An 18267-nucleotide genomic window follows, 5' to 3' on the forward strand; every position below is an offset into this window, starting at 1 on the left:
TTGTTAGAGTACCATGACAAAATTAGTAGTAGCAAAATTTGGAGGTAGTGCAATTGGTCCAGATGGAGCATCCATTCCAGAAATAATCCAAAGAATTACTAATTTAAAAAAAGATTCCAAAGTTATTGCAGTTTTTTCGGCTCCATTAACAATGGATAAGGGAGAAAAACGTTCACTTACAGATGTGATGTTAGAGCAAGGAAGAAATGCTGAAAATGGAGTATCGCCATCATTAGACATCATCAAATCAACATATGAAAAAATTTTGGAGTTAGTCAATGCCGAAAACAAAGAAAAATGCAGAGCGGTGATTGAACAAAATCTTGAGAAGGCTAGAAAAGCACTAGATGAAGCATTTGAGAGTAAAGAATTCATTGATGAGATACGTTCACGTGCATTGGCATTCTCAGGTGAAATATTGATGTCACATGTAATGAACTACATTCTGCGAAGCAATAAAATCAAAACAGAGACAGTTGACTTTGAAGATTGGCCTATCATTACAGATAACAACATAGAATCAACAAATTTCCTCGCATCAGAATCTCGATCAAGAATGGATAAAACTGCAGAATTGTTAGAACAAAGTGAAGTCGTTACCATAGGAGGATTCATTGGAAAAACAGTAGACAATATCACAACTACATATGAGCGTGGAGGCTCTGATCGTACTGCGGCAGATCTAGGAATTTTGTTTCATAAAAATTATGAAACCAGTATTGATTTTGAGAAAGATAGTGCAGTGGTTTCAGCTGATCCAAAAATAATAGAATCAGGATTAAGAGAAGTTCATCAATTATCATATAATGAAGCAAGACTTGCGGGAATGTTTGGAATGAAGATTTTAGATCCAATTGCAATTAAAGAAATTGTTGAAAACGGGGTGGATATGCCAATTACAGTTACAAATATGAAAAGTCCAGACAAAGTCACCACAATAAAGAGGACATTAGATGAACAAAAGGGGCATCCCATCAAAATTGTTACAGGAAAGGAAAATTGTGCAATTTTCAGAATAGAAACAACATCAATACAAAAATTATTGACATCATTGGAGAAAGACAAACGTTACAGTGAGTTTGTTATTTTGTCTCCATTTACTAAAGACGGAATAGAATTTTCAAGAATATTGTTTTTAGATGGAGACTATGTAAAGAGAAATGAGAAATATCTGTTAGGGTTTGATTCTCTTGCAACAATAACATACAACAGAGGAGTTATCACGTTAATTGGAGATGAAATGTGGAGAGTTCAACAAGTTGCATCTAGAACAAGTGCAAAGATTGGAGAAGCAGGATTAAATATTTTGAACATGGATGCACAAGAAGAGACCTCAAGAATAATTATTGTTGTAGAAGATACAAAAGACAATATTAGAAAAGCAATTAGTGCAATACACCAAGAAATTTCAGAAATTAATTTTATTTAGTGAAAGTGTGGCGTACGGGTTTTTACACCTGTAGCGCCATCAAGGGTTTGTTCTTGGACCATTATCTAGATTCAGTCCGGCGTTACCCTAAACACGCGATACTATACTTTGTATTCGCTACTATTTAGAGCTGATCTATATAGATCAGATTACATACGCTCAGCTGCATACCACAAAATAATTCCCACTCCAAGAATTGCATACCACTTGAGGTTTCTTTTGTTTGTAAAAATATTGACGGAACCCATTTCCTCATCTCTGTAAGTTGTCTGACGAATCTTTCTCATCTCAAATGCTTGTCCAATCAAGCCTATTGTTAGAAGAGCAATAGCAATAAAGCCAAAAGTCCATTCCATATGATTTATGCCCAATCGCAGGATATGTAGTTTGATGTTAAAAACTGCATCAAAAAATAATTCTTTAAATTAGCATAGTTTTTTTCCTCTCCTATGAAAGAAGTTGGAAAAATATGGATGAATGGGAAATTAGTGCCATTTAAAGATGCCAAAGTTCATGTTCTAACTCACGCATTACATTATTCTACATCAATCTTTGAAGGAATCAGATGCTATAATACGCCAAATGGTTCTGCCATTTTTAGACTCCCAGAGCATGTAGACAGATTCTTCAAATCAGCAAAATTGTATTCTATGAAAATGCAATTTTCCAAAAAAGAAATTTCTGATGGAATTATCAAGACAGTAAAAGCAAGTGGACTCAAAGAGTGTTACATTAGACCATTAGCCTATTACGGATATGGAACAATGGGTTTAACCCCAACACAAAACAAAGTGGATGCCTCTATTTCATGTTGGGAATGGAAAATGGGAGAGTCAAAAGCAGGAAAGTTCTCAGGAGCGAAATGCAAAGTATCTAGTTGGATAAAAATTGATTCTAGATCTCAACCTACACAAGCAAAAGCAGCATCAAACTATGCAAATGCAGCATTAGCTAGAATGGAAGCATTAGAGAATGGGTACGATGAGGCAATTATGCTAAATTGGCATGGAAAAGTTGCTGAAGGTAGTGCTGAAAATATCTTTGTTGTAAAAGATGACATTATTCAAACACCTCCATTATCTGCAGGAGGACTAGAAGGAATTACAAGAGATAGTGTAATCCAGATCATTGAAGAAAATGGCGGATTTGTTATTGAACGGGATCTAGAAAGAGACGACCTTTATGCTGCTGACGAAATTTTCATGACAGGTACTGCTGCTGAAGTGAAATCCGTAACACAGATTGACAAAGTAAAAATCGGTAATGGAAAAATGGGCCAAGTTACTAAAGCACTACAAAAATCATTTACAGATGTAGTAATGGGCAAAGATGAAAGATTCTTGCCTTGGTTAACATACATCTAAGATTCCACGAAGTTTTTTACCCACAAAAAATCATAGAAATTATGGATTCATGTGCCACTGGAGATACACAAGAAATCTGTTGGTTTTGTAGAAAGGGTCGTCATGAAGATTGCATGAAAGAGATTCCAACTCAAGGAAAATCTGACGGTCCTCACGACTGTACATTTGATACAAAACTCATTCCATGCAAATGTGACCACTAACAATTAGTATCAAATACAGCTATATCTCAAAAAATTCATGGATTACAAAGATGATTTTTGGAAAAAGTATGCAGATGAAAATGAATCAAGATATAATGAAGAATTTGCAAAATTCACAAAAGATCTGGCAATATCATTACGATGTACAAGTGTTTTAGAAATTGGATGTGGTACTGGGATTGATTTAAGATTATTTCCAGACACCTTTCAAATTCACGGGATTGATCTTAATGAATATGCATTAGATATCGCAAAAGAAAAATTTTCAGCAGCTAATTTCAAAAAAGGAAGCATCATAGATTTACCATACGAGGATTCATCAATAGATTTTGTTTTTACTCATGGATTATTGAATTATCTAGATGAAGATACATTAGAAAAAGGGATTTCAGAAATGTACAGAGTGTCAGGAAAATACATCATGAATTGTGAGAAATATAACAACATAGAGGAGAGAATTGATGAAAATCAAACATCTCGAAACATGGCAAAACGTTGGATGGATTACAAGGTGAGAATTGTGAGTGATGTAGACATGCACGAAGACATTGAACCTGAGAAAAAACGATTTGTGTTATTAAAAAAACTCTAGTTATGGAGTTTCAATTTTTACTTCTTGAGTAAGTAATTTTGGCATCTCTATAGTAAAGGTAGTTGGATTGTTCTTTACAGAAATAATTCCCTGATGCTGTTCAATAATATTTTTACAACTTGCCAAACCTAAGCCAGTACCTTTTTGTTTAGTAGTAAATAGAGGTTCAAAGATTTTATCAATAATATGTTCAGGAATTCCATCACCCGAATCGGAGAATTCTAATTTTACATTATCTTTGTTTTCACTTATGTTTATGTTAATTTGACCACCACTATCAGGCATTGCTTGAATTGAATTTACTATGAGATTAATGAAAACAGCATCAATTTTTACAGGATCGCAATTGATGCTTGTATCTTTATCAGAAATAATGATTTCAACATTAGATGGTACGTTAATTTTGTCTATAGAAGTTTTTAGAAGGTCATGAACTGAAAGAGTAGATAATTTCAAAGGAGAGTTTCGAACATATCCCAAGACATCATCAACTTGGTGAGAAATTCTAGTGATGCTTTTATCAATTAAATCAATTCGTTTAACGACATCAGGATCAGAGATTTTTTTATCGGCAGGTTGTTGGGCCAACAAATCTACAGACATTTTCATTACAGATAGAGGATTTCTAAGATCATGTGCAAGGCGTCCAGATAATTCACCAATTGCAGAGAGGCGTTCTTGTTTTAGTAATTCATGTGTTTTTTCTTCAACAAGGTTTTCTAGATTGTTTTTTTGTTCTTGAAGTTCTTCAGTACGCATATGAACAAGTTTTGTAAGATTTTTGTTAATTGTTACAATTAATACAATAAAGACACCCAACAACGCAACGATTCCAAGCATAAAGTTTTGCAGGGAAAATGTTTCTTCATCTTCAAAATATACAGAATGAATCATGGAGATGATAACGACCATAGACACAATTACTAGTGTTAGTGGGACTCCGAATTTTCCAATAGTTTCAAATTTAATTTTTTCAGAATAAAATATTGTCTGCCTACTATCTGTTTTTTCATTAATGGACTTTAGCCTATTAGATAATGAAAATATGAACAAAAGAAAACTGTATAGATACACAAGATCGGTTGGATGGCCATCATAGTAACTACCATCAACTATCACAAACAAGAAGAAAGTATCAGCTATAATGTACGAGATAAATCCAAACAACATCAACATCCAAGAATAATTCGTCTCTAGTTTGAAGAGGAACATGATTCCAATAATCGCAGGAACTAACAAAACAGAGCTAGCAATAGGATATGCCAAAGCAACTGCTGTATCAAAAGGTAATTCACCTTCCATATCGGAGAAAGTAATTGAAAATGAAGGGATCAAAAATGCTGCAGATAGTGCTATTGCAAAGAATAGGACATTTTTAGAGATTGATTTTCTAGCAGGTTTTAGACTAATCATTAAAAATGCAAATAGGAAAGGATATGCTGCAATGTAAAATGCATCAGCTTCTGATGGAAATGGTTCACCTTCCCAAACATGGTCATATGCTGCCCAAAGTTGTTCTGCAACAAACCAACATGCAACTCCAATTGCAAATAGAAAATATGCTTTAGCTTGATAATGATTCATTCTTTTTAGTTTGATTGCAAGAACAGTTGCAAAAACTACCAAAGTTCCAGGGATTATAGAATAAGATGGAACAGAAATCCATGCAAATTGAGCATCATCAAGAAATGGTCTTAATTGATAGATTAGAGTAATCCCAACTAGAGCAATTAATACAAAGGTTAATGATCTATGGTCATTAGTTTTTAATTGTGATTGACTCATTTCTAGTCCCTGTTAGTCATTTACGTGCTATGTTTTATAGATTTTCAATTACAATATATTAAGAAGTTCATATATTAATATTATTTTCATAATATATGAATAACGTACTATTAATTTATGACCAATGTATCTATGTATATAGAAATGAAAAAAACTATTCTAGTAGTTGAAGATGACGATGATCTTCTCATGATTTACAAAGAAATTTTGGAATTGAACAAATTTGATGTACATACCGCAGTAAATGGACAAGAAGGGGTAGAAAAATTCAAAGAAGTACAACCCTCTCTTGTAATAATGGATGGAGATATGCCAGTCTTAGATGGATATGAGGCCTTTAATCAAATTAAAAAATTAGACAATAACGCAAATGTTGTAATAGTTACTGGAATGGCAGAATATGAAAAAAAGAATCAAGAAGCAATCAAAAGAGGATTAATCAAAGTTATTACAAAACCATTAGGAATAGACCAGCTTGTTGATTTGGCACGGAAATATTCTGAAATAAAATTAGAAAAATAATTTTAATTAAGAATTGAAAAGCGGGTCTAGAGGGATTCGAACCCACGACAGCAGGATTAAGAGTCCTGTGCGCTACCTGGCTGCGCCATAGACCCACCAAAAATACTAAGCCTAGAGTTGTTATTAATCTTAAGATTTTAAAATAAAGGAAAATTATGTTTTATGCTTTAGCTTCAATCTCATTGTATTTTTCAATGATTGCAGTTAGTGCAGTTGAAACTGGAACATCATTCATCTTTTTCTTTTCGGCAAGAAGTTTTTGGTATGCTTCTAGTGTGATGTATACTGGAATTGAACCATTTCCTTCTAACAAACCTCTAACGTTGTAAAGGGCAGTTTCCATTCCTCTCTCAGCAGATTTTGCAAATTTTGCTTTATCCATAATGGCTCCTAATGGACCAAATGGCATTTCATAATCTACTGACATTGTAACTCTTGTGAGGTTATTTCCTAATGACTTGAATTCATTGGTAATTTGCCATTTCTTGAATGGACCTTCAATTTGTTTTGCAGTGATTTTCTCATTTCTAACAAATTCGGTTGTCTCACAATCCCACTCTAAACGTTTACCGCTAAAGTCACCGATAATTCTAAAGGTTGTACCTACACCCATTCCTTCCTTGATATCCATAGGAACGACTGTCATGCCTACTGCATCAGTTTTGATTTGATCAGAAACATGTTCTGGTCTTGCAAAGTAGGTAAAGACATTCTCAACAGGTGTCTTAATATCGATTGATTTTGTTACGAGGGTCAACGATTCAATGTCTTGCCAATAAGGATTTAAAGGTTTTGAAGATTTCCGAAGGAATCTAGTTACAATATATTCATCTAATTCTAGTATTATTCCATATGACAAAAAAGCGATCAGTTTTGATTCTATCTTTTTTGGTTCTTTTCGCAATTCCAGGACTAAATAACGCGTTTGGACATTCTATGTTTAATTCTGCTGAGCAGTTTAATGCAGGATATAGGGTTCAAGTTGCAACTGCTCCAGAATTTCCACAAATTGATGAGCCATCTCAGTTTTTGATTAAAGTAACTGAGGGATTTGATTATGAAGAAGTCGACAGATTTACAATGGGAATGAAAATATTCTATAATGGTAAACAAGTCGACACCATTCCACCTACAGCAGTAGAAGGATCTCATTGGGATTTTGATTATGTTTGGAGAAATTCAGGAAATCACATTGTTGAAGTGTTCTTGTATAATACACCAAATAACGCCGAACCGCTTTCATTCAAATTTAACATGGGGACTCAGAGCCCATTTGGACAAATTTTCATCATAGCGATTACTATAGGAGCACTATCAATGACAGGGGTGTTTTTGTATATCTATGTACCAAAAATTTTCAAAAAGTCTAAACTTTAGTTTCTAAAGATTTACTTGAAATTCTAAATGCAAATATTGCAGTCAACAATACCATTGAGAACAACAATATTCCAATTCCCAAGTGAATTGCAACTAAAACGGCATGAAGTTTTGTATCAATTACTAGAGCACCAAGGGTAATTTGCGTAATAACAAATACGGTTGCAAGAGTACTTGTGATTTTGATTTTTGTGTCAGCTCGTTTGTTGAGAAAGCTTGCAACCATGGTTGCAATAACCAAAGTACCAGTGGTAGCAGCTGCTAATCTATGAATCCATTCAATAAGATATTCTTCAGATGGCATCACACCATTTGGACATAACGGCCATTCAGGACAAGTTAATCCCAATCCAGCTGCTGAAATATATCCACCTAAGAACATAAGTGAGTACAAAACTATCATTGTTGCTAATGCAAGATATTGTATTGCCAAAATTATTCTACTATGAAGTTGCCTACCATGCCTTGTAATGCATGTCCAGGAACTGTACAGATGTAATAGTAACTACCAGGAGCACCAGCAGTAAATGTAGTACTACCACTTTCACCAGGTTTTAGAGGATTAGATGCTGCTGCGATTTCAGAGCCCCAGATTACATTGTTAAAGTCTTCAGGATTTGCAACAACTCCAAATGCATGGAAAGATTTACCGTTATTTGAAGAAGTAATAGTAACTTCATCACCAGAGTTTACACGAATTTCAGGATTATTTCCATCCTCTCCAGGTAATGCGTTAAATGCTAAAGTTCTAAAATCATCAGATTCTACAAAGTCTAAAGTAAAGTCATGAGATACTCCTGTTGGGGCTGCTGCAACTCCAGAACTACCTCCTTGTGCGGGACCTACAATGATCTCACCAACCATTCCTTGTTCTCTGTGACCTGGAACTGTACAGATGTAATAGTAAGTTCCTTCTTCACCAGCAACAAATTCCGAAGTTCCACTTTCACCTGCCTTTAGAGGATTAGATGCAGATGCAACTTCACTACCAGGAATAATTCCACCAAATCCTTCAGCGTCTTTAGTGACACCAAATGCGTGGAAAGATTTTCCATCATTAACTACGTTAAAAATTACTTTATCACCAACATTCATCTCAATTGTTGGGTTGGCTCCAGGTTCACCTATTAATGCATTAAATGTTAAAGACCTAAAGTCAGCTGATTCAAGAAATGAAAGATCTTGGGTGATTGTCTTTCCTGTTTGAGCAACAGGAGCAGCATGATCATCCCCACCTGCCATCATTGCAACAACTGGAGCAGGTTCTGAAATCCAATAATCCCAAAGTGAAAAGAAGATTACTCCACCTACAATACAAATTCCCAACATGATTGCCATCATCTTTCCGGTTCTGGCAGGTGTTGTTAGATAGTATTGATTCTCAGTCATTTCATTTATCTCCTAATGTGATGGGTTCTTTGCCTCAAATGGATAATAGTATTTGCCTCCAACGCCAAATGGATCCTCTGTGTTTGCAGGTTCTCCTTTTCCAGCGCTGTAAATCATGTTAACCAAAAAGACCACCATACCTACGCCAATTACCATTGCACCAACTGATGCAATTTGGTTCATTGCAATCCATTCTGGGATTGGAGGATAGTCAAAGATTCTTCTTGGCATTCCATACAATCCAAGTACGTGTTGGGTGAAGAATACCAAAATTGTTCCTATGAAAGATAGAATAAAGTGAATCTTACCCATTGTTTCATTGTACATTCTTCCTGTAACATATGGATACATGTAGTAAAGGAATCCAATTGAACCAAATGCAATGGTTCCCATGACAAATAGATGGAAGTGTCCAACTACCCAGTAAGTGTCGTGAGTTGTAAAGTCTAATGGCATAGCGGCATTTGCAACACCACCTGCACCTGCTGAGAAGAATAATGCTATTCCACCAACTGACCACATCATTGGAGTTAAGAATTTGATTCTACCATTCCACATTGTTGCAATAAAGTTGTAGACGTGCATTGCAGATGCGGGAACGGCTGCAAGAGTTCCTACCATGAATACAGTCTTTTCGGTAAAAGACATTCCAGTTGCATACATGTGATGTGCCCATGATGAGAAGCCAACAATAGATAATAGCACAAATGCAAAGATACCAGAATTGAAACTGTAGATTGGTTTTCTAGAGAATCTTGGAATAATTTCATACATCATACCAATAGCTGGAATGACAAGAACGTATACTTCGGGATGGAATGTAAACCAGAACAAGTGTGCATATGCAATTGGATCACCACCCATTGCAGGGTTAAAGAATCCAGTTACACCAAGTCTGTCAGTTAAGAGCATCAACAATGCGGCTGCAAATGTTGGAATTGCAACAAGGATGATTAATGATGATGACAAGAATGACCAAGCCAATAATGGAACTTGACCAATTGACATGTCAGGGTGTTTACATTTGAGAATTGTAACGATAAAATTGATTGCACCAAGAACGGATGACACACCTAAAATCTTTAATCCAAATATCCACATGTCAGCAGCTGGACCTGGAGCACTGATAATAGAGTATGGAGGTGTTGCATACCAAGTAAAGTCTGCAAAGCCTAACCAGATGAGAGCGCCTGCAGGAGGAATCATCCAAAATGCGATTGCATTAAGTTTTGGATAAGCCATATCTTTGTATCTAACCATAATTGGAACAAAGTAGTTACCAACAGAAGATGCAAATGGTATGATAAACAAGAAGATCAAAGTGGTTCCGTGAACTGTAAAGATTCTGTTAAAGGTCATTGCATCACCAATGATTTGTGCTCCTGGCAAGAACAATTCAGCTCTAATTGCAAGTGCTAATGCACCACCTAAGAACAAGAATCCTAGAGATGTGATAAGATAAAGTAAACCAACATCAGTATGATGGGTTGAGAACATTATTTGCCAAATTGGACGTGGTTTTTGTAATTCTAGAACCATTAGTTAATTCCCTCCAGTGATTCGGATAAAAGCGTTATCAAGAGTGTGGTTCCTCCACAATTAATGTTCCACGCATGTTATAGTGAATTAATCCACAGTATTCTCTGCATTGAATATCATGTTCGCCAACTGCATCAGGTGCAAACCATACAGTGTTAACTCTACCTGGAATTGCATCCATCAAAACCACATAATCGTGAATGTTAAAAGAGTGGTTTACATCAGTTGAATGAATTTCAAATTTGTAGGCTTTGCCTTTTTCTACATGTAATTCACCAATTTCTTTAGTACCATCTTCATGTTCAAAAGTCCAGAACCATTGTTGTCCTGTTACTTTGATAATTTCAGCACCTTCAGGAACATGTTCAACTAGTCTTTCTGCTTCCCATGCTTCTGCACCTACCCAACACATGATAGCGACTACTACGCCAACGTAAATCCATTCAGGCCAGTTAGAATGTCCACCCATTTCTACCACTCAGTCCCCTCATATGGTGTTGGTTTTGCTTTAGGATGAGATTCTCTAAATCTCCAAACTTGCCAAATCATAGTACCTGATACAACTGCACCTACAACAAATGCAATTGTCATCATTCTAAAGAATAAGTTCCAAATAATCACTCTACGATCTAAATATTCACCTGGCTCTGAAGGTTCAGCAAATGCATACTCTACAGCTGGAACTATTACCATAACGGCCAATACCAAGAATAACCCGACTATTCCCTTCATAGTGAATGACTGACGTGACCTTTGATTTCTATTTAAGGGTTTTCAAGATTATTAGCTACCAACCTTGATCGAAGCGAGTTGGATGCATTACATTAAGTCCGGAAATCGAGAACTTTCGTTTGTTCTCCCTAAAGAGATTCAAGGACGCGTTTGCAATGATTAATTCAAAGAGGTTTGTAGGGGACAAGTCTACAACTGTTGAAAGCATTGCCTTGATCGGATCCATATGAGTTACCAGTACAACATTTTCATCAGGATGGTTTTCAATGACGTGATCAACAATTCCTAAAACTCTTTTTTTGACTTCATCAAAAGTTTCTACACCATTGTGAGCAATTTCAAGATCACCTTGATAGAATTTCATAAAAACATTTCCATGATCATTGAAAATTTCATCATAGGCCATACCAGTGAATTTTCCCATATCAAGTTCAATTAATCGATCATCAATTGTAACATCAAGAGAATTGTGTTTTCCAACAATTTCTGCAGTATGTTTTGCTCTTTGAATAGGGCTAGAATAAATTGCAGAGATATTCATGTGTTCTAGTAATTCAGCAGTGTGTTGTGCTTGTTGTCTGCCAACATCAGTCAAAGGTACACCTTCTGTTCTACCTGCCAATATTCGATCAGTGTTATTTTTTGCCTGACCATGTCTTAGGAAAATTATTTGACCCAATCTAATCGAAATTCAAATAGAGATAATAATAACATTGTCTGTAGTTATTTCATGAAAGTAGGAATTATTGGTGGAACTGGTGGAATGGGTAAAGGATTTGCATTAAGATGGTCTCAAAATCATGATGTAATAGTTGGCTCTAGAGATGCAGCAAGAGCATCAGAATCAGCTACAGAATACACAAACTTGGCAAAAGAAGCATTTGGAGAAATTAAAGGAAGTATTTCTGGAAATGATAATGTTTCAGTTGCAAAAGAAAGTGATGTTTTGATTTTATCAATTCCATATGAGAACATTGATTCTGTGTGTTCAGGAATACTGCCAGAAGTTAAAGACAGCTGTGTTGTAGTATCCCCAATTGTTCCAATGACTAAAACAGATGTTGGATTTGAGTGTGTTTCAATTAAAGATAACAAACCATTCTCATACAAACTTGTATCAAACCATATGAAGAATAAATCAAAATTAGTATCTGCTTTTCATGTAATTTCTGAAAAGAAACTTGTCAATCCAACTCTAGAGTTAGATTATGATATTTTTGTTTGTGGAGATGACAAAGAAGCAGTAGGTGTGGTAAATACACTAATTGATGAGATAAAGGGATTAAGATCAATTTACTTGGGACCAATAGAGTTGTCATATTTGGCAGAAATGTCAACTCCATTGTTACTTAATGCAATGATTCAAAACAAGATAAAAAATCCTGGAATCAAAATTATCTAAGTCTGTTCTTTTATCATGAGCCACGAGTATTATAGGCGAGGTAGAAATTGGTATACTGCCATAGGAGTTTTATTTTCTGTTATGGCAGGAATTGTTTTAGTCAGACAATTACTGATATGGGGGCCAGAATTTGTTGAAGAATTTTTGTTCAATGGTGAAATCACTAATGAAAAAGTATCTATGGCAATGTTAGCATTTGGTGTTTTTATGATAGCATTGGGATTTAGAAAACATGAGCAAAAAAGATGAGTTTCTAAAAACGCAAAAGATTTTGCATCTATCTACTATTGGAAAAAATAAAACTCCACATATTGTTCCTGTATGGTACAGATATAGTGGAAAAAAATTCTATATCGGAACAAACACCAAAACTCAAAAGGCAAAAAATCTAAAGAAAAACAACAGGGTTTCTTTTTGTGTAGATACAGGAGTCAATGCACCAAATATCTATGGGGTTATGGGACAAGGAAAATCAAATTTAATCCTAGAAGAAAAAAAGGTGAAAATTATTGCAAAAAAGATTCTTTTACGATATTTCAAGACATTGGAGAACAAATCTGCAAAAGAATTACTTGATGACACTAATTGTGTTATAGAAATTATTCCTGAAAAAATTTCTGTCTGGAGTTATTGACTAACAAATTCTTCAATTTTGTTCATTGCAGAGTCTAAAACTTGAAGGCTAGGAAGATAAACTAGTCTGAAATGACCACTACCATATTGTTCTCCAAAACCAGAACCGTGTACAGTTAGCACACCTTTTGATTCTAAGAGTTTTGTAACAAATTCCTTGTCTGTTCCAAATCTATTATCTTCAATTTTTGGAAATGCATAAAATGCACCTTTTGGATTGGGGCAAGAGAGTCCTGGCATTTCATTTAGTCGTTTTACAACCAAGTCTCTGCGTTTTTTAATTTCAGATACAAAATTAGAGATATAGTCTTGAGGTCCTCGCAGTGATTCCAAAGCAGCATGTTGTACTGGAAGGCTTGTTGCAATTCTTACTCGGGCCAATTTGGGTAGATTTTCTCGTATTGCATCAAGTTTTGGAGAATTGTTAAATGCAATATACCCAATTCTCCAACCAGACATTAGGTGAACTTTGGAAAAACCATTTAGAACAATTACTGGAGAATCCCCTGCAACTTTACCAATCCCAACAAATTTTTCATCAAAAATAATTTGATCATAAATTTCATCACAAATTATGTAGAGATTATGTTGATTTGCAATATCTACTAGTTCTTGAAGTGATTTTTCATTAAACACGACACCAGTAGGATTGTTGGGACTAATCAGACATATGGCAACAGTTTTTGAAGTAATTTTTGATTTTATATCATCAATATCAGGAGTAGAATTATCCAAATCAACTGCAAACTCTACAGGGACTCCACCATGCAATCTAACATAGGAGGCATATGGAGGATAATATGGGCCTGGAAGTAGTACTTCATCTCCCTCTTCAACAATTGAGGATATTACCATGTCCAGTCCTTCAGATACACCATTTGTAACTAGAATCTCATCAGCAGAAATTGACAATCCTTTGGTATTTTCTTTTTTAGCAATCTCTTGTCTTAATTCTAATAGTCCTTCAGAAGTAGAATAGTAATTCTCACCATTGTTAATTGCGTCAATCAAAGCTTGTTTGACATTATCAGGGGGTTGAAAACCAAATTGAACAGGATCACCAATATTTAGATAATCTACTTGCATTCCTTGTTGTTGTACTTTTCTTGCTGCAAGAACAATATCTCTAATTGCATACTCTACACCTGCTACTTTTTTTGATACCTTCAAAGTATCTAGACAGATATTTAGGCCCGTTAAATTCTTACTTGTTTGGACTCGTTGCACAGCCTGGATAGTGCGGGCGGCTTCGAACCGCCAGGTCGAGGGATCGAAGCCCTCCGAGCCCTTTAGTTTATCTTATTAAGTAAAAAAATTTCCACAAGAACGAAATGAAAATATCATTATTCAAAATTGGGCTGGTTTTGGTAATTGTTGGGATGGGGTGGATATCAGTAGTTTTTACAGATGTTGAAAAAAATCAGGAACAAACTATTCTAAAACAATCAAGTTCTTTTGAAATGAAATCACAATTTACAGGTACAGATATTGGATTTTACAAAGTCTACATGTCAGAGTTTTCAGGGGAGGAGATATTCATTCAGATTCTAGATGTAAAAGACAATGTGATTCAAGAACAAATCATTCAAACAAAAATGTCAGTAGGATATTTTGATTTTAGTGGAGATGGGTCATACACTGTCAAAGTAACAAACTTGGCAAAAAATCAAGTGAATTTAGAAGTAGAATTTGGAAACACCAATTCAAAAGAAATGATCCCACCAGGAATAATGATTCTAGTTGGAACTATTTCTATGATAGTGATGGCATATCTTAAAATTAAAAATTACAAAATGGCACAGCCTGATGAGAATATCTCATAGACGGGGATACATTGTATTGTGTGTCCAAAAATTAGAATTAGATTGAACCCCAACCATATTGTAAAGAACAAAAATGTTACAATTGAAAAAGGCAATAAAAATTTGAGTTTAGTGTGTTCTCTATTTTTTAAAATTAATAATCCACCAAGGGAGCCTAGGACTAGTCCCAATTCTAGAGGTTGATGAGACCAAGAAATTAATCCATCAATACCAAATACTTCATGAGATAAAGAATCCCCAAAGCCAGAAATTATTTGAATTACAGAGCCAATCATTACTAGTTTAACCCCGGTCTTTAGAGAGCGATGAATAGATTTTCGAATTATTAACATGCCACCTAGTATTGAAGCTACTACAGTCATTGAGACTCCAGAGTATACAATCATGTGAGATGGACTCCAGAAAAATTCAGGTTCTTTTTGAAGATGAGATATTGCATCCCAAAATCCTGCTGAAACTGTAATGACAGGACCAATAACAGATAGAATGCATATGATATGTACAAGATTATCAGATTTTACAAGTGTCGAGTTTGAAATTCGTTGAATTAATCTCATTTATTCGCACTATATGAAAGGAGTATTTGAAATCTTGTAAAAATATCAAGTTGGAAAAATTTACTTTGTGGCTAATTTTTAGAATTAACTATATTAGATAAAACAATCTAGGAATTTCATGAGTCCTGGAATTGGATTAATGAAAAGAAGACTAGAAAAAGAGAAAGATGCCATTGCACTTGCAATGTCAGGTATTGCAAAAAAATACAATGTAGTTCCAGATACAATTGAAACTTTAGAAACAAAATATCATGATGATGCAGGAGATTGGTATGTGGCATTAGGATGGGAAGATAAAAAAGCCATAATTCAGATGGATTCTGTTCAAGGAACAATAACTGAGATTAAAGAAATTTAATTATCAAAGAATATTTCAAAATATTATGACTAGTGCAATTGTTTTAGGAGGATCTAGAGGCATAGGAAAAGCAATATCAGAATCACTAAAATCATTAGAAATTGATGTTTTTGCTGCATCAAAAAATGATATTGATACTTCAAATTTAGACAGCGTTAAAGAATTTGTCAAAAATCATAATCAAACAGATATTTTGGTTCTAAATACAGGAGGACCTGCTCCAAAGCCATTTCCAACAATCACAGAAGAAGATTGGAAATTATATCACAATCAATTATTTTTAGGATTTGTCACAATTTTACAAAATATCAAAATTAATGATGGAGGATACATTTTTCTGATCAGTTCTAATGTGATTAAAGAACCAAATTCAAAATTAATAATTTCATCAGCATATCGAGCAGCTTTTGCTGAAATTTTCAAAGTGCTGAGCAAAGAATATGCTGAAAATCAAATTAGTTGTATCAATATTGCTCCAGGACCAATCAACACTGATAGGACTCAAAAATTAATAGAAAATGTTGAAGAATACAAAAAATCATTACCTATGAAAAGATTAGGAGAGCCCGAAGAGATTGGAAATTTTGTAAAATCAATAATTCAAAATAAAATAAAGTATTTGTCAGGGGTTACAATAAACTTTGATGGTGCAAACTCAAATTATGTTTTCTAAAATTATTTTTTAAATTCAACGTTTGGTGTGTCAGGTTGACCTGCAATTGCAATTAATCCACCATCACGTAATTGTTGTAGTAATTGCATAACTTCTTTTTCAACTTGATTTCTTTGTAGTCCTGTTTGTTGTGCAAAAATTTCAACCAAGTCTGTAACTTTACGTTGTCCATTACAAGATTTCCAGAAATCAACAATTGCTTGATTAACCATGAAACCTTGATCATGTTCATTTGCCAATACCATAGAGCCATCTTCTTGTTGAACTAGTTTTCCAACACCTTGAGGTAATGCAGTTTCATAATTAATTGGAGCGGGAGTGTTCATTCCAGCGCCCATGTTTTTGATTTTGATTTTTGCCTCTTCAGACATTTTATCCATTGACCAAGGAGGATCCCATACAATGTCAATATTGACATTATTTACACCAGGAACTTTTTTCACAAATCTTGTTGCATCAGAAACTAGAGTTTCATGAAGGGGGCAACCCTGAGTAGTCATTGTCATTTTGATATTTACATCATTATTTTCTGCCACATCAATTCCATAGATTAACCCCATCTCAACAATGTTTAGAGGGACTTCAGGATCCATACACTGTTTTAATGAATCTTCAATTGTTTGTGGAGAAATTGTACTCATATTTTTAGAAACAATTTGAAAAACAATAAAAACTTTCTATTAATTAGCTGCAAATAATTTTGGAATAGACTCTTCATAGGGTGCTGTAGCCACGCCTTTTTCAGTAATTATTCCAGAAATTAGTTCGGGAGGAGTCATATCGAATGCAGGATTTATCACTCCTATATCATCAGGAGCAGTTTTTTTATCACCAATTCCAGTTACTTCAGAACCTTTACGCATTTCAATAATTACATCTTCAGCCTTTGTTTCTAGATCAATTGTGGATAATGGTGCTGCAACATAAAATGGAATACCATGTTGTTTGGCCATTGTGGCTACTTGATAGGTTCCAATTTTGTTAAAGACATGACCTGTTTTTACAATTCTATCTGCTCCAACTACGACTTTGTTTACCAAACCATTTGCCATAGAATAACCTACTGCAGTATCAGGAACTAGACGTACATCAAAACCATCATGTTTTAACTCAAATGCAGTTAATCTTGATCCTTGTTGTATGGGTCTGGTTTCAGTTGCGATTACTTTGACATTTTTTCCGCTCTCCCTTGTAGCTCTGATTACACCTAATGCAGTTCCATATGCAACAGTTGCCAAAGCACCAGCATTACAATGAGTCATTATGGTATCATTATCATCAAAAAGGACAGAACCATTTTTTCCCATAGTTTTGTTTATTTCGATATCTTCATCTGCCATTTTTTTTGCTTCAGAAATTACTAATTCACGTATTTGTTCAACAGAATCTCCGGTTTTTGCAACATTCATTATTTTTTCCAATCCCCAGCCAAGATTTACTGCAGTAGGTCTGGTTGCAAATAGAATATTTCTTGCTTTGTCTAGATCAGAAATAAGTTCATCTTTTGTGGTTGCTTTACTTTGTAATACTGCTAATGCCAAACCAAATGCACCTGAGACCCCAATAGCTGGTGCACCCCTAACGATCAAAGTTTTGATAGCATTAGCAACTTGATTAAAATCATCATATTCTACAAACACGAGTTGATTTGGTAATTTTGTCTGATCAATCATCACTACTTTGTTATCTCTCCATTCTACAGTTCTGAGAGAGGAATCCATTACATCTTCAGTCATGTATAATCTCAAAAATAGGCTTTTTAAAAACCAATTGTAATTAATCATAAAATATAGCCCATTTTCTTTCATAATTTATGAAAGTTTTAGTTACTGGAGGACAGATTGTATAGGAAATATCTTGTAGGTTGACTTTTAGCAAAAGTATACAAT

Annotated in this window: 25 protein-coding genes and 2 tRNA genes; 13 read left to right on the forward strand and 14 right to left on the reverse strand. The window is 34.7% G+C overall.

Annotated features, from left to right (window positions below; all coding sequences use genetic code 11):
* The first annotated feature begins 13 nt into the window (after positions 1–13).
* Positions 14–1429 (forward strand): aspartate kinase, encoded by a 1416-nt coding sequence (locus Nisw_RS04020; protein ID WP_141976721.1) that lies wholly within the window; start codon positions 14–16, stop codon positions 1427–1429.
* Between the two features lie 149 nt (positions 1430–1578).
* On the opposite strand, the gene Nisw_RS04025 is transcribed toward Nisw_RS04020, so the two are convergent.
* Positions 1579–1785 (reverse strand): hypothetical protein, encoded by a 207-nt coding sequence (locus Nisw_RS04025; protein WP_141976723.1) that lies wholly within the window; start codon positions 1783–1785, stop codon positions 1579–1581.
* 93 nt (positions 1786–1878) lie between these two features.
* On the opposite strand from Nisw_RS04025, the gene Nisw_RS04030 reads away from it, so the two are divergent.
* From Nisw_RS04030 to Nisw_RS04035, 3 genes are read left to right on the forward strand one after another with little or no spacing between them, the layout of a single operon-like run.
* A complete protein-coding gene (locus tag Nisw_RS04030; protein WP_141976725.1) occupies positions 1879–2793 on the forward strand; it encodes a branched-chain amino acid transaminase in 915 nt (304 codons plus the stop codon).
* Between the two features lie 41 nt (positions 2794–2834).
* Positions 2835–2996 carry a hypothetical protein gene (locus Nisw_RS09135; RefSeq protein ID WP_185736669.1) on the forward strand — a complete coding sequence of 54 codons (162 nt, stop codon included), beginning with the start codon at positions 2835–2837 and terminating at the stop codon, positions 2994–2996.
* 37 nt (positions 2997–3033) lie between these two features.
* Complete coding sequence (locus Nisw_RS04035; RefSeq protein ID WP_141976727.1) at positions 3034–3588, forward strand: class I SAM-dependent methyltransferase; 555 nt, start codon at positions 3034–3036, stop codon at positions 3586–3588.
* Here Nisw_RS04035 and Nisw_RS04040 read toward each other — a convergent pair whose 3' ends face one another.
* Positions 3589–5373 carry a sensor histidine kinase gene (locus Nisw_RS04040; RefSeq protein ID WP_141976729.1) on the reverse strand — a complete coding sequence of 595 codons (1785 nt, stop codon included), beginning with the start codon at positions 5371–5373 and terminating at the stop codon, positions 3589–3591.
* 144 nt (positions 5374–5517) lie between these two features.
* Between Nisw_RS04040 and Nisw_RS04045 the strand changes: the two genes are divergently transcribed.
* Positions 5518–5895 (forward strand): response regulator, encoded by a 378-nt coding sequence (locus Nisw_RS04045; protein WP_141976731.1) that lies wholly within the window; start codon positions 5518–5520, stop codon positions 5893–5895.
* A gap of 21 nt (positions 5896–5916) precedes the next feature.
* Here Nisw_RS04045 and Nisw_RS04050 read toward each other — a convergent pair.
* A tRNA-Lys gene (locus Nisw_RS04050) sits at positions 5917–5990 on the reverse strand.
* Positions 5991–6055: 65 nt separating this feature from the next.
* Positions 6056–6652 (reverse strand): SRPBCC family protein, encoded by a 597-nt coding sequence (locus tag Nisw_RS04055; protein ID WP_012214571.1) that lies wholly within the window; start codon positions 6650–6652, stop codon positions 6056–6058.
* 95 nt (positions 6653–6747) lie between these two features.
* Between Nisw_RS04055 and Nisw_RS04060 the strand changes: the two genes are divergently transcribed.
* A complete protein-coding gene (locus Nisw_RS04060; protein WP_141976733.1) occupies positions 6748–7272 on the forward strand; it encodes a hypothetical protein in 525 nt (174 codons plus the stop codon).
* On the opposite strand, the gene Nisw_RS04065 is transcribed toward Nisw_RS04060, so the two are convergent.
* From Nisw_RS04065 to Nisw_RS04090, 6 genes are read right to left on the reverse strand one after another with little or no spacing between them, the layout of a single operon-like run.
* On the reverse strand, positions 7262–7705 hold the full coding sequence (locus tag Nisw_RS04065) for a heme A synthase (protein WP_141976735.1): 444 nt from the start codon (positions 7703–7705) through the stop codon (positions 7262–7264). The genes Nisw_RS04060 and Nisw_RS04065 overlap by 11 nt on opposite strands.
* A 2-nt stretch (positions 7706–7707) precedes the next feature.
* The gene (locus Nisw_RS04070; RefSeq protein WP_141976737.1) at positions 7708–8661 is read right to left on the reverse strand and encodes a plastocyanin/azurin family copper-binding protein; all 954 of its coding nucleotides are present in this window, start codon (positions 8659–8661) and stop codon (positions 7708–7710) included.
* A 12-nt stretch (positions 8662–8673) separates the two neighbouring features.
* Positions 8674–10200 (reverse strand): cbb3-type cytochrome c oxidase subunit I, encoded by a 1527-nt coding sequence (locus tag Nisw_RS04075; RefSeq protein ID WP_141976739.1) that lies wholly within the window; start codon positions 10198–10200, stop codon positions 8674–8676.
* A 37-nt stretch (positions 10201–10237) separates the two neighbouring features.
* Positions 10238–10669 (reverse strand): cupredoxin domain-containing protein, encoded by a 432-nt coding sequence (locus tag Nisw_RS04080; RefSeq protein WP_141978488.1) that lies wholly within the window; start codon positions 10667–10669, stop codon positions 10238–10240.
* A 2-nt stretch (positions 10670–10671) separates the two neighbouring features.
* The gene (locus Nisw_RS04085) at positions 10672–10932 is read right to left on the reverse strand and encodes a heme transporter CcmC (RefSeq protein WP_141976741.1); all 261 of its coding nucleotides are present in this window, start codon (positions 10930–10932) and stop codon (positions 10672–10674) included.
* Between the two features lie 55 nt (positions 10933–10987).
* Positions 10988–11611 (reverse strand): histidine phosphatase family protein, encoded by a 624-nt coding sequence (locus Nisw_RS04090; protein WP_141976743.1) that lies wholly within the window; start codon positions 11609–11611, stop codon positions 10988–10990.
* A gap of 51 nt (positions 11612–11662) precedes the next feature.
* Between Nisw_RS04090 and npdG the strand changes: the two genes are divergently transcribed.
* The 3 genes from npdG to Nisw_RS04105 are packed head-to-tail and all read left to right on the forward strand — an operon-like array spanning position 11663 to position 12968.
* The gene (gene npdG, locus Nisw_RS04095) at positions 11663–12334 is read left to right on the forward strand and encodes an NADPH-dependent F420 reductase (RefSeq protein WP_141976745.1); all 672 of its coding nucleotides are present in this window, start codon (positions 11663–11665) and stop codon (positions 12332–12334) included.
* Positions 12335–12349: 15 nt separating this feature from the next.
* Positions 12350–12583: a hypothetical protein gene (locus Nisw_RS04100; protein WP_048083272.1), complete on the forward strand. Its 234-nt coding sequence runs from the start codon at positions 12350–12352 to the stop codon at positions 12581–12583.
* Positions 12567–12968, forward strand: a complete 402-nt coding sequence (locus Nisw_RS04105; protein ID WP_141976747.1) for a pyridoxamine 5'-phosphate oxidase family protein — start codon at positions 12567–12569, stop codon at positions 12966–12968. Before Nisw_RS04100 ends, Nisw_RS04105 begins: the two co-directional genes overlap by 17 nt.
* Here Nisw_RS04105 and Nisw_RS04110 read toward each other — a convergent pair.
* Positions 12962–14137 carry a pyridoxal phosphate-dependent aminotransferase gene (locus tag Nisw_RS04110; protein ID WP_141976748.1) on the reverse strand — a complete coding sequence of 392 codons (1176 nt, stop codon included), beginning with the start codon at positions 14135–14137 and terminating at the stop codon, positions 12962–12964. The genes Nisw_RS04105 and Nisw_RS04110 overlap by 7 nt on opposite strands.
* A 44-nt stretch (positions 14138–14181) precedes the next feature.
* Between Nisw_RS04110 and Nisw_RS04115 the strand changes: the two genes are divergently transcribed.
* Positions 14182–14256: transfer RNA gene (locus Nisw_RS04115), tRNA-Arg, on the forward strand.
* Between the two features lie 42 nt (positions 14257–14298).
* Entirely contained in the window at positions 14299–14790 is a 492-nt protein-coding gene (locus Nisw_RS04120; RefSeq protein ID WP_141976750.1) for a hypothetical protein, read from the forward strand.
* Here the strand turns inward: Nisw_RS04120 and Nisw_RS04125 are convergent.
* Entirely contained in the window at positions 14754–15347 is a 594-nt protein-coding gene (locus Nisw_RS04125) for a hypothetical protein (RefSeq protein ID WP_141976752.1), read from the reverse strand. The two genes, Nisw_RS04120 and Nisw_RS04125, sit on opposite strands and share 37 nt — an antisense overlap.
* A 118-nt stretch (positions 15348–15465) precedes the next feature.
* Here Nisw_RS04125 and Nisw_RS04130 point away from each other — a divergent pair, with 118 nt between their 5' ends.
* Together Nisw_RS04130 and Nisw_RS04135 are read left to right on the forward strand one after the other, a co-directional pair.
* On the forward strand, positions 15466–15705 hold the full coding sequence (locus tag Nisw_RS04130) for a hypothetical protein (protein WP_141976754.1): 240 nt from the start codon (positions 15466–15468) through the stop codon (positions 15703–15705).
* A gap of 25 nt (positions 15706–15730) precedes the next feature.
* Positions 15731–16378 (forward strand): SDR family NAD(P)-dependent oxidoreductase, encoded by a 648-nt coding sequence (locus Nisw_RS04135; RefSeq protein ID WP_141976756.1) that lies wholly within the window; start codon positions 15731–15733, stop codon positions 16376–16378.
* Positions 16379–16380: 2 nt separating this feature from the next.
* Here the strand turns inward: Nisw_RS04135 and Nisw_RS04140 are convergent, their stop codons facing one another.
* Together Nisw_RS04140 and mtnA are read right to left on the reverse strand one after the other, a co-directional pair.
* Entirely contained in the window at positions 16381–17019 is a 639-nt protein-coding gene (locus Nisw_RS04140) for a PqqD family peptide modification chaperone (RefSeq protein WP_141976758.1), read from the reverse strand.
* Between the two features lie 39 nt (positions 17020–17058).
* On the reverse strand, positions 17059–18114 hold the full coding sequence (gene mtnA / locus Nisw_RS04145; RefSeq protein WP_141976760.1) for an S-methyl-5-thioribose-1-phosphate isomerase: 1056 nt from the start codon (positions 18112–18114) through the stop codon (positions 17059–17061).
* Between the last annotated feature and the right edge of the window lie 153 nt (positions 18115–18267).

Source organism: Candidatus Nitrosopumilus sp. SW, from assembly GCF_006740685.1.
In the GTDB taxonomy this organism is placed as follows: Archaea; Thermoproteota; Nitrososphaeria; order Nitrososphaerales; family Nitrosopumilaceae; genus Nitrosopumilus.

Coding starts and splice junctions, on each gene's coding strand:
- Nisw_RS04020 (WP_141976721.1), top strand. CDS start 14: ATGACAAAATTAGTAGTAGCAAAATTTGGAGGTAGTGCAATTGGTCCA.
- Nisw_RS04025 (WP_141976723.1), bottom strand. CDS start 1,785: ATGGAATGGACTTTTGGCTTTATTGCTATTGCTCTTCTAACAATAGGC.
- Nisw_RS04030 (WP_141976725.1), top strand. CDS start 1,879: ATGAAAGAAGTTGGAAAAATATGGATGAATGGGAAATTAGTGCCATTT.
- Nisw_RS09135 (WP_185736669.1), top strand. CDS start 2,835: ATGGATTCATGTGCCACTGGAGATACACAAGAAATCTGTTGGTTTTGT.
- Nisw_RS04035 (WP_141976727.1), top strand. CDS start 3,034: ATGGATTACAAAGATGATTTTTGGAAAAAGTATGCAGATGAAAATGAA.
- Nisw_RS04040 (WP_141976729.1), bottom strand. CDS start 5,373: ATGAGTCAATCACAATTAAAAACTAATGACCATAGATCATTAACCTTT.
- Nisw_RS04045 (WP_141976731.1), top strand. CDS start 5,518: ATGAAAAAAACTATTCTAGTAGTTGAAGATGACGATGATCTTCTCATG.
- Nisw_RS04060 (WP_141976733.1), top strand. CDS start 6,748: ATGACAAAAAAGCGATCAGTTTTGATTCTATCTTTTTTGGTTCTTTTC.
- Nisw_RS04070 (WP_141976737.1), bottom strand. CDS start 8,661: ATGACTGAGAATCAATACTATCTAACAACACCTGCCAGAACCGGAAAG.
- Nisw_RS04075 (WP_141976739.1), bottom strand. CDS start 10,200: ATGGTTCTAGAATTACAAAAACCACGTCCAATTTGGCAAATAATGTTC.
- Nisw_RS04080 (WP_141978488.1), bottom strand. CDS start 10,669: ATGGGTGGACATTCTAACTGGCCTGAATGGATTTACGTTGGCGTAGTA.
- Nisw_RS04085 (WP_141976741.1), bottom strand. CDS start 10,932: ATGAAGGGAATAGTCGGGTTATTCTTGGTATTGGCCGTTATGGTAATA.
- npdG (WP_141976745.1), top strand. CDS start 11,663: ATGAAAGTAGGAATTATTGGTGGAACTGGTGGAATGGGTAAAGGATTT.
- Nisw_RS04100 (WP_048083272.1), top strand. CDS start 12,350: ATGAGCCACGAGTATTATAGGCGAGGTAGAAATTGGTATACTGCCATA.
- Nisw_RS04105 (WP_141976747.1), top strand. CDS start 12,567: ATGAGCAAAAAAGATGAGTTTCTAAAAACGCAAAAGATTTTGCATCTA.
- Nisw_RS04120 (WP_141976750.1), top strand. CDS start 14,299: ATGAAAATATCATTATTCAAAATTGGGCTGGTTTTGGTAATTGTTGGG.
- Nisw_RS04125 (WP_141976752.1), bottom strand. CDS start 15,347: ATGAGATTAATTCAACGAATTTCAAACTCGACACTTGTAAAATCTGAT.
- Nisw_RS04130 (WP_141976754.1), top strand. CDS start 15,466: ATGAGTCCTGGAATTGGATTAATGAAAAGAAGACTAGAAAAAGAGAAA.
- Nisw_RS04135 (WP_141976756.1), top strand. CDS start 15,731: ATGACTAGTGCAATTGTTTTAGGAGGATCTAGAGGCATAGGAAAAGCA.
- Nisw_RS04140 (WP_141976758.1), bottom strand. CDS start 17,019: ATGAGTACAATTTCTCCACAAACAATTGAAGATTCATTAAAACAGTGT.
- mtnA (WP_141976760.1), bottom strand. CDS start 18,114: ATGACTGAAGATGTAATGGATTCCTCTCTCAGAACTGTAGAATGGAGA.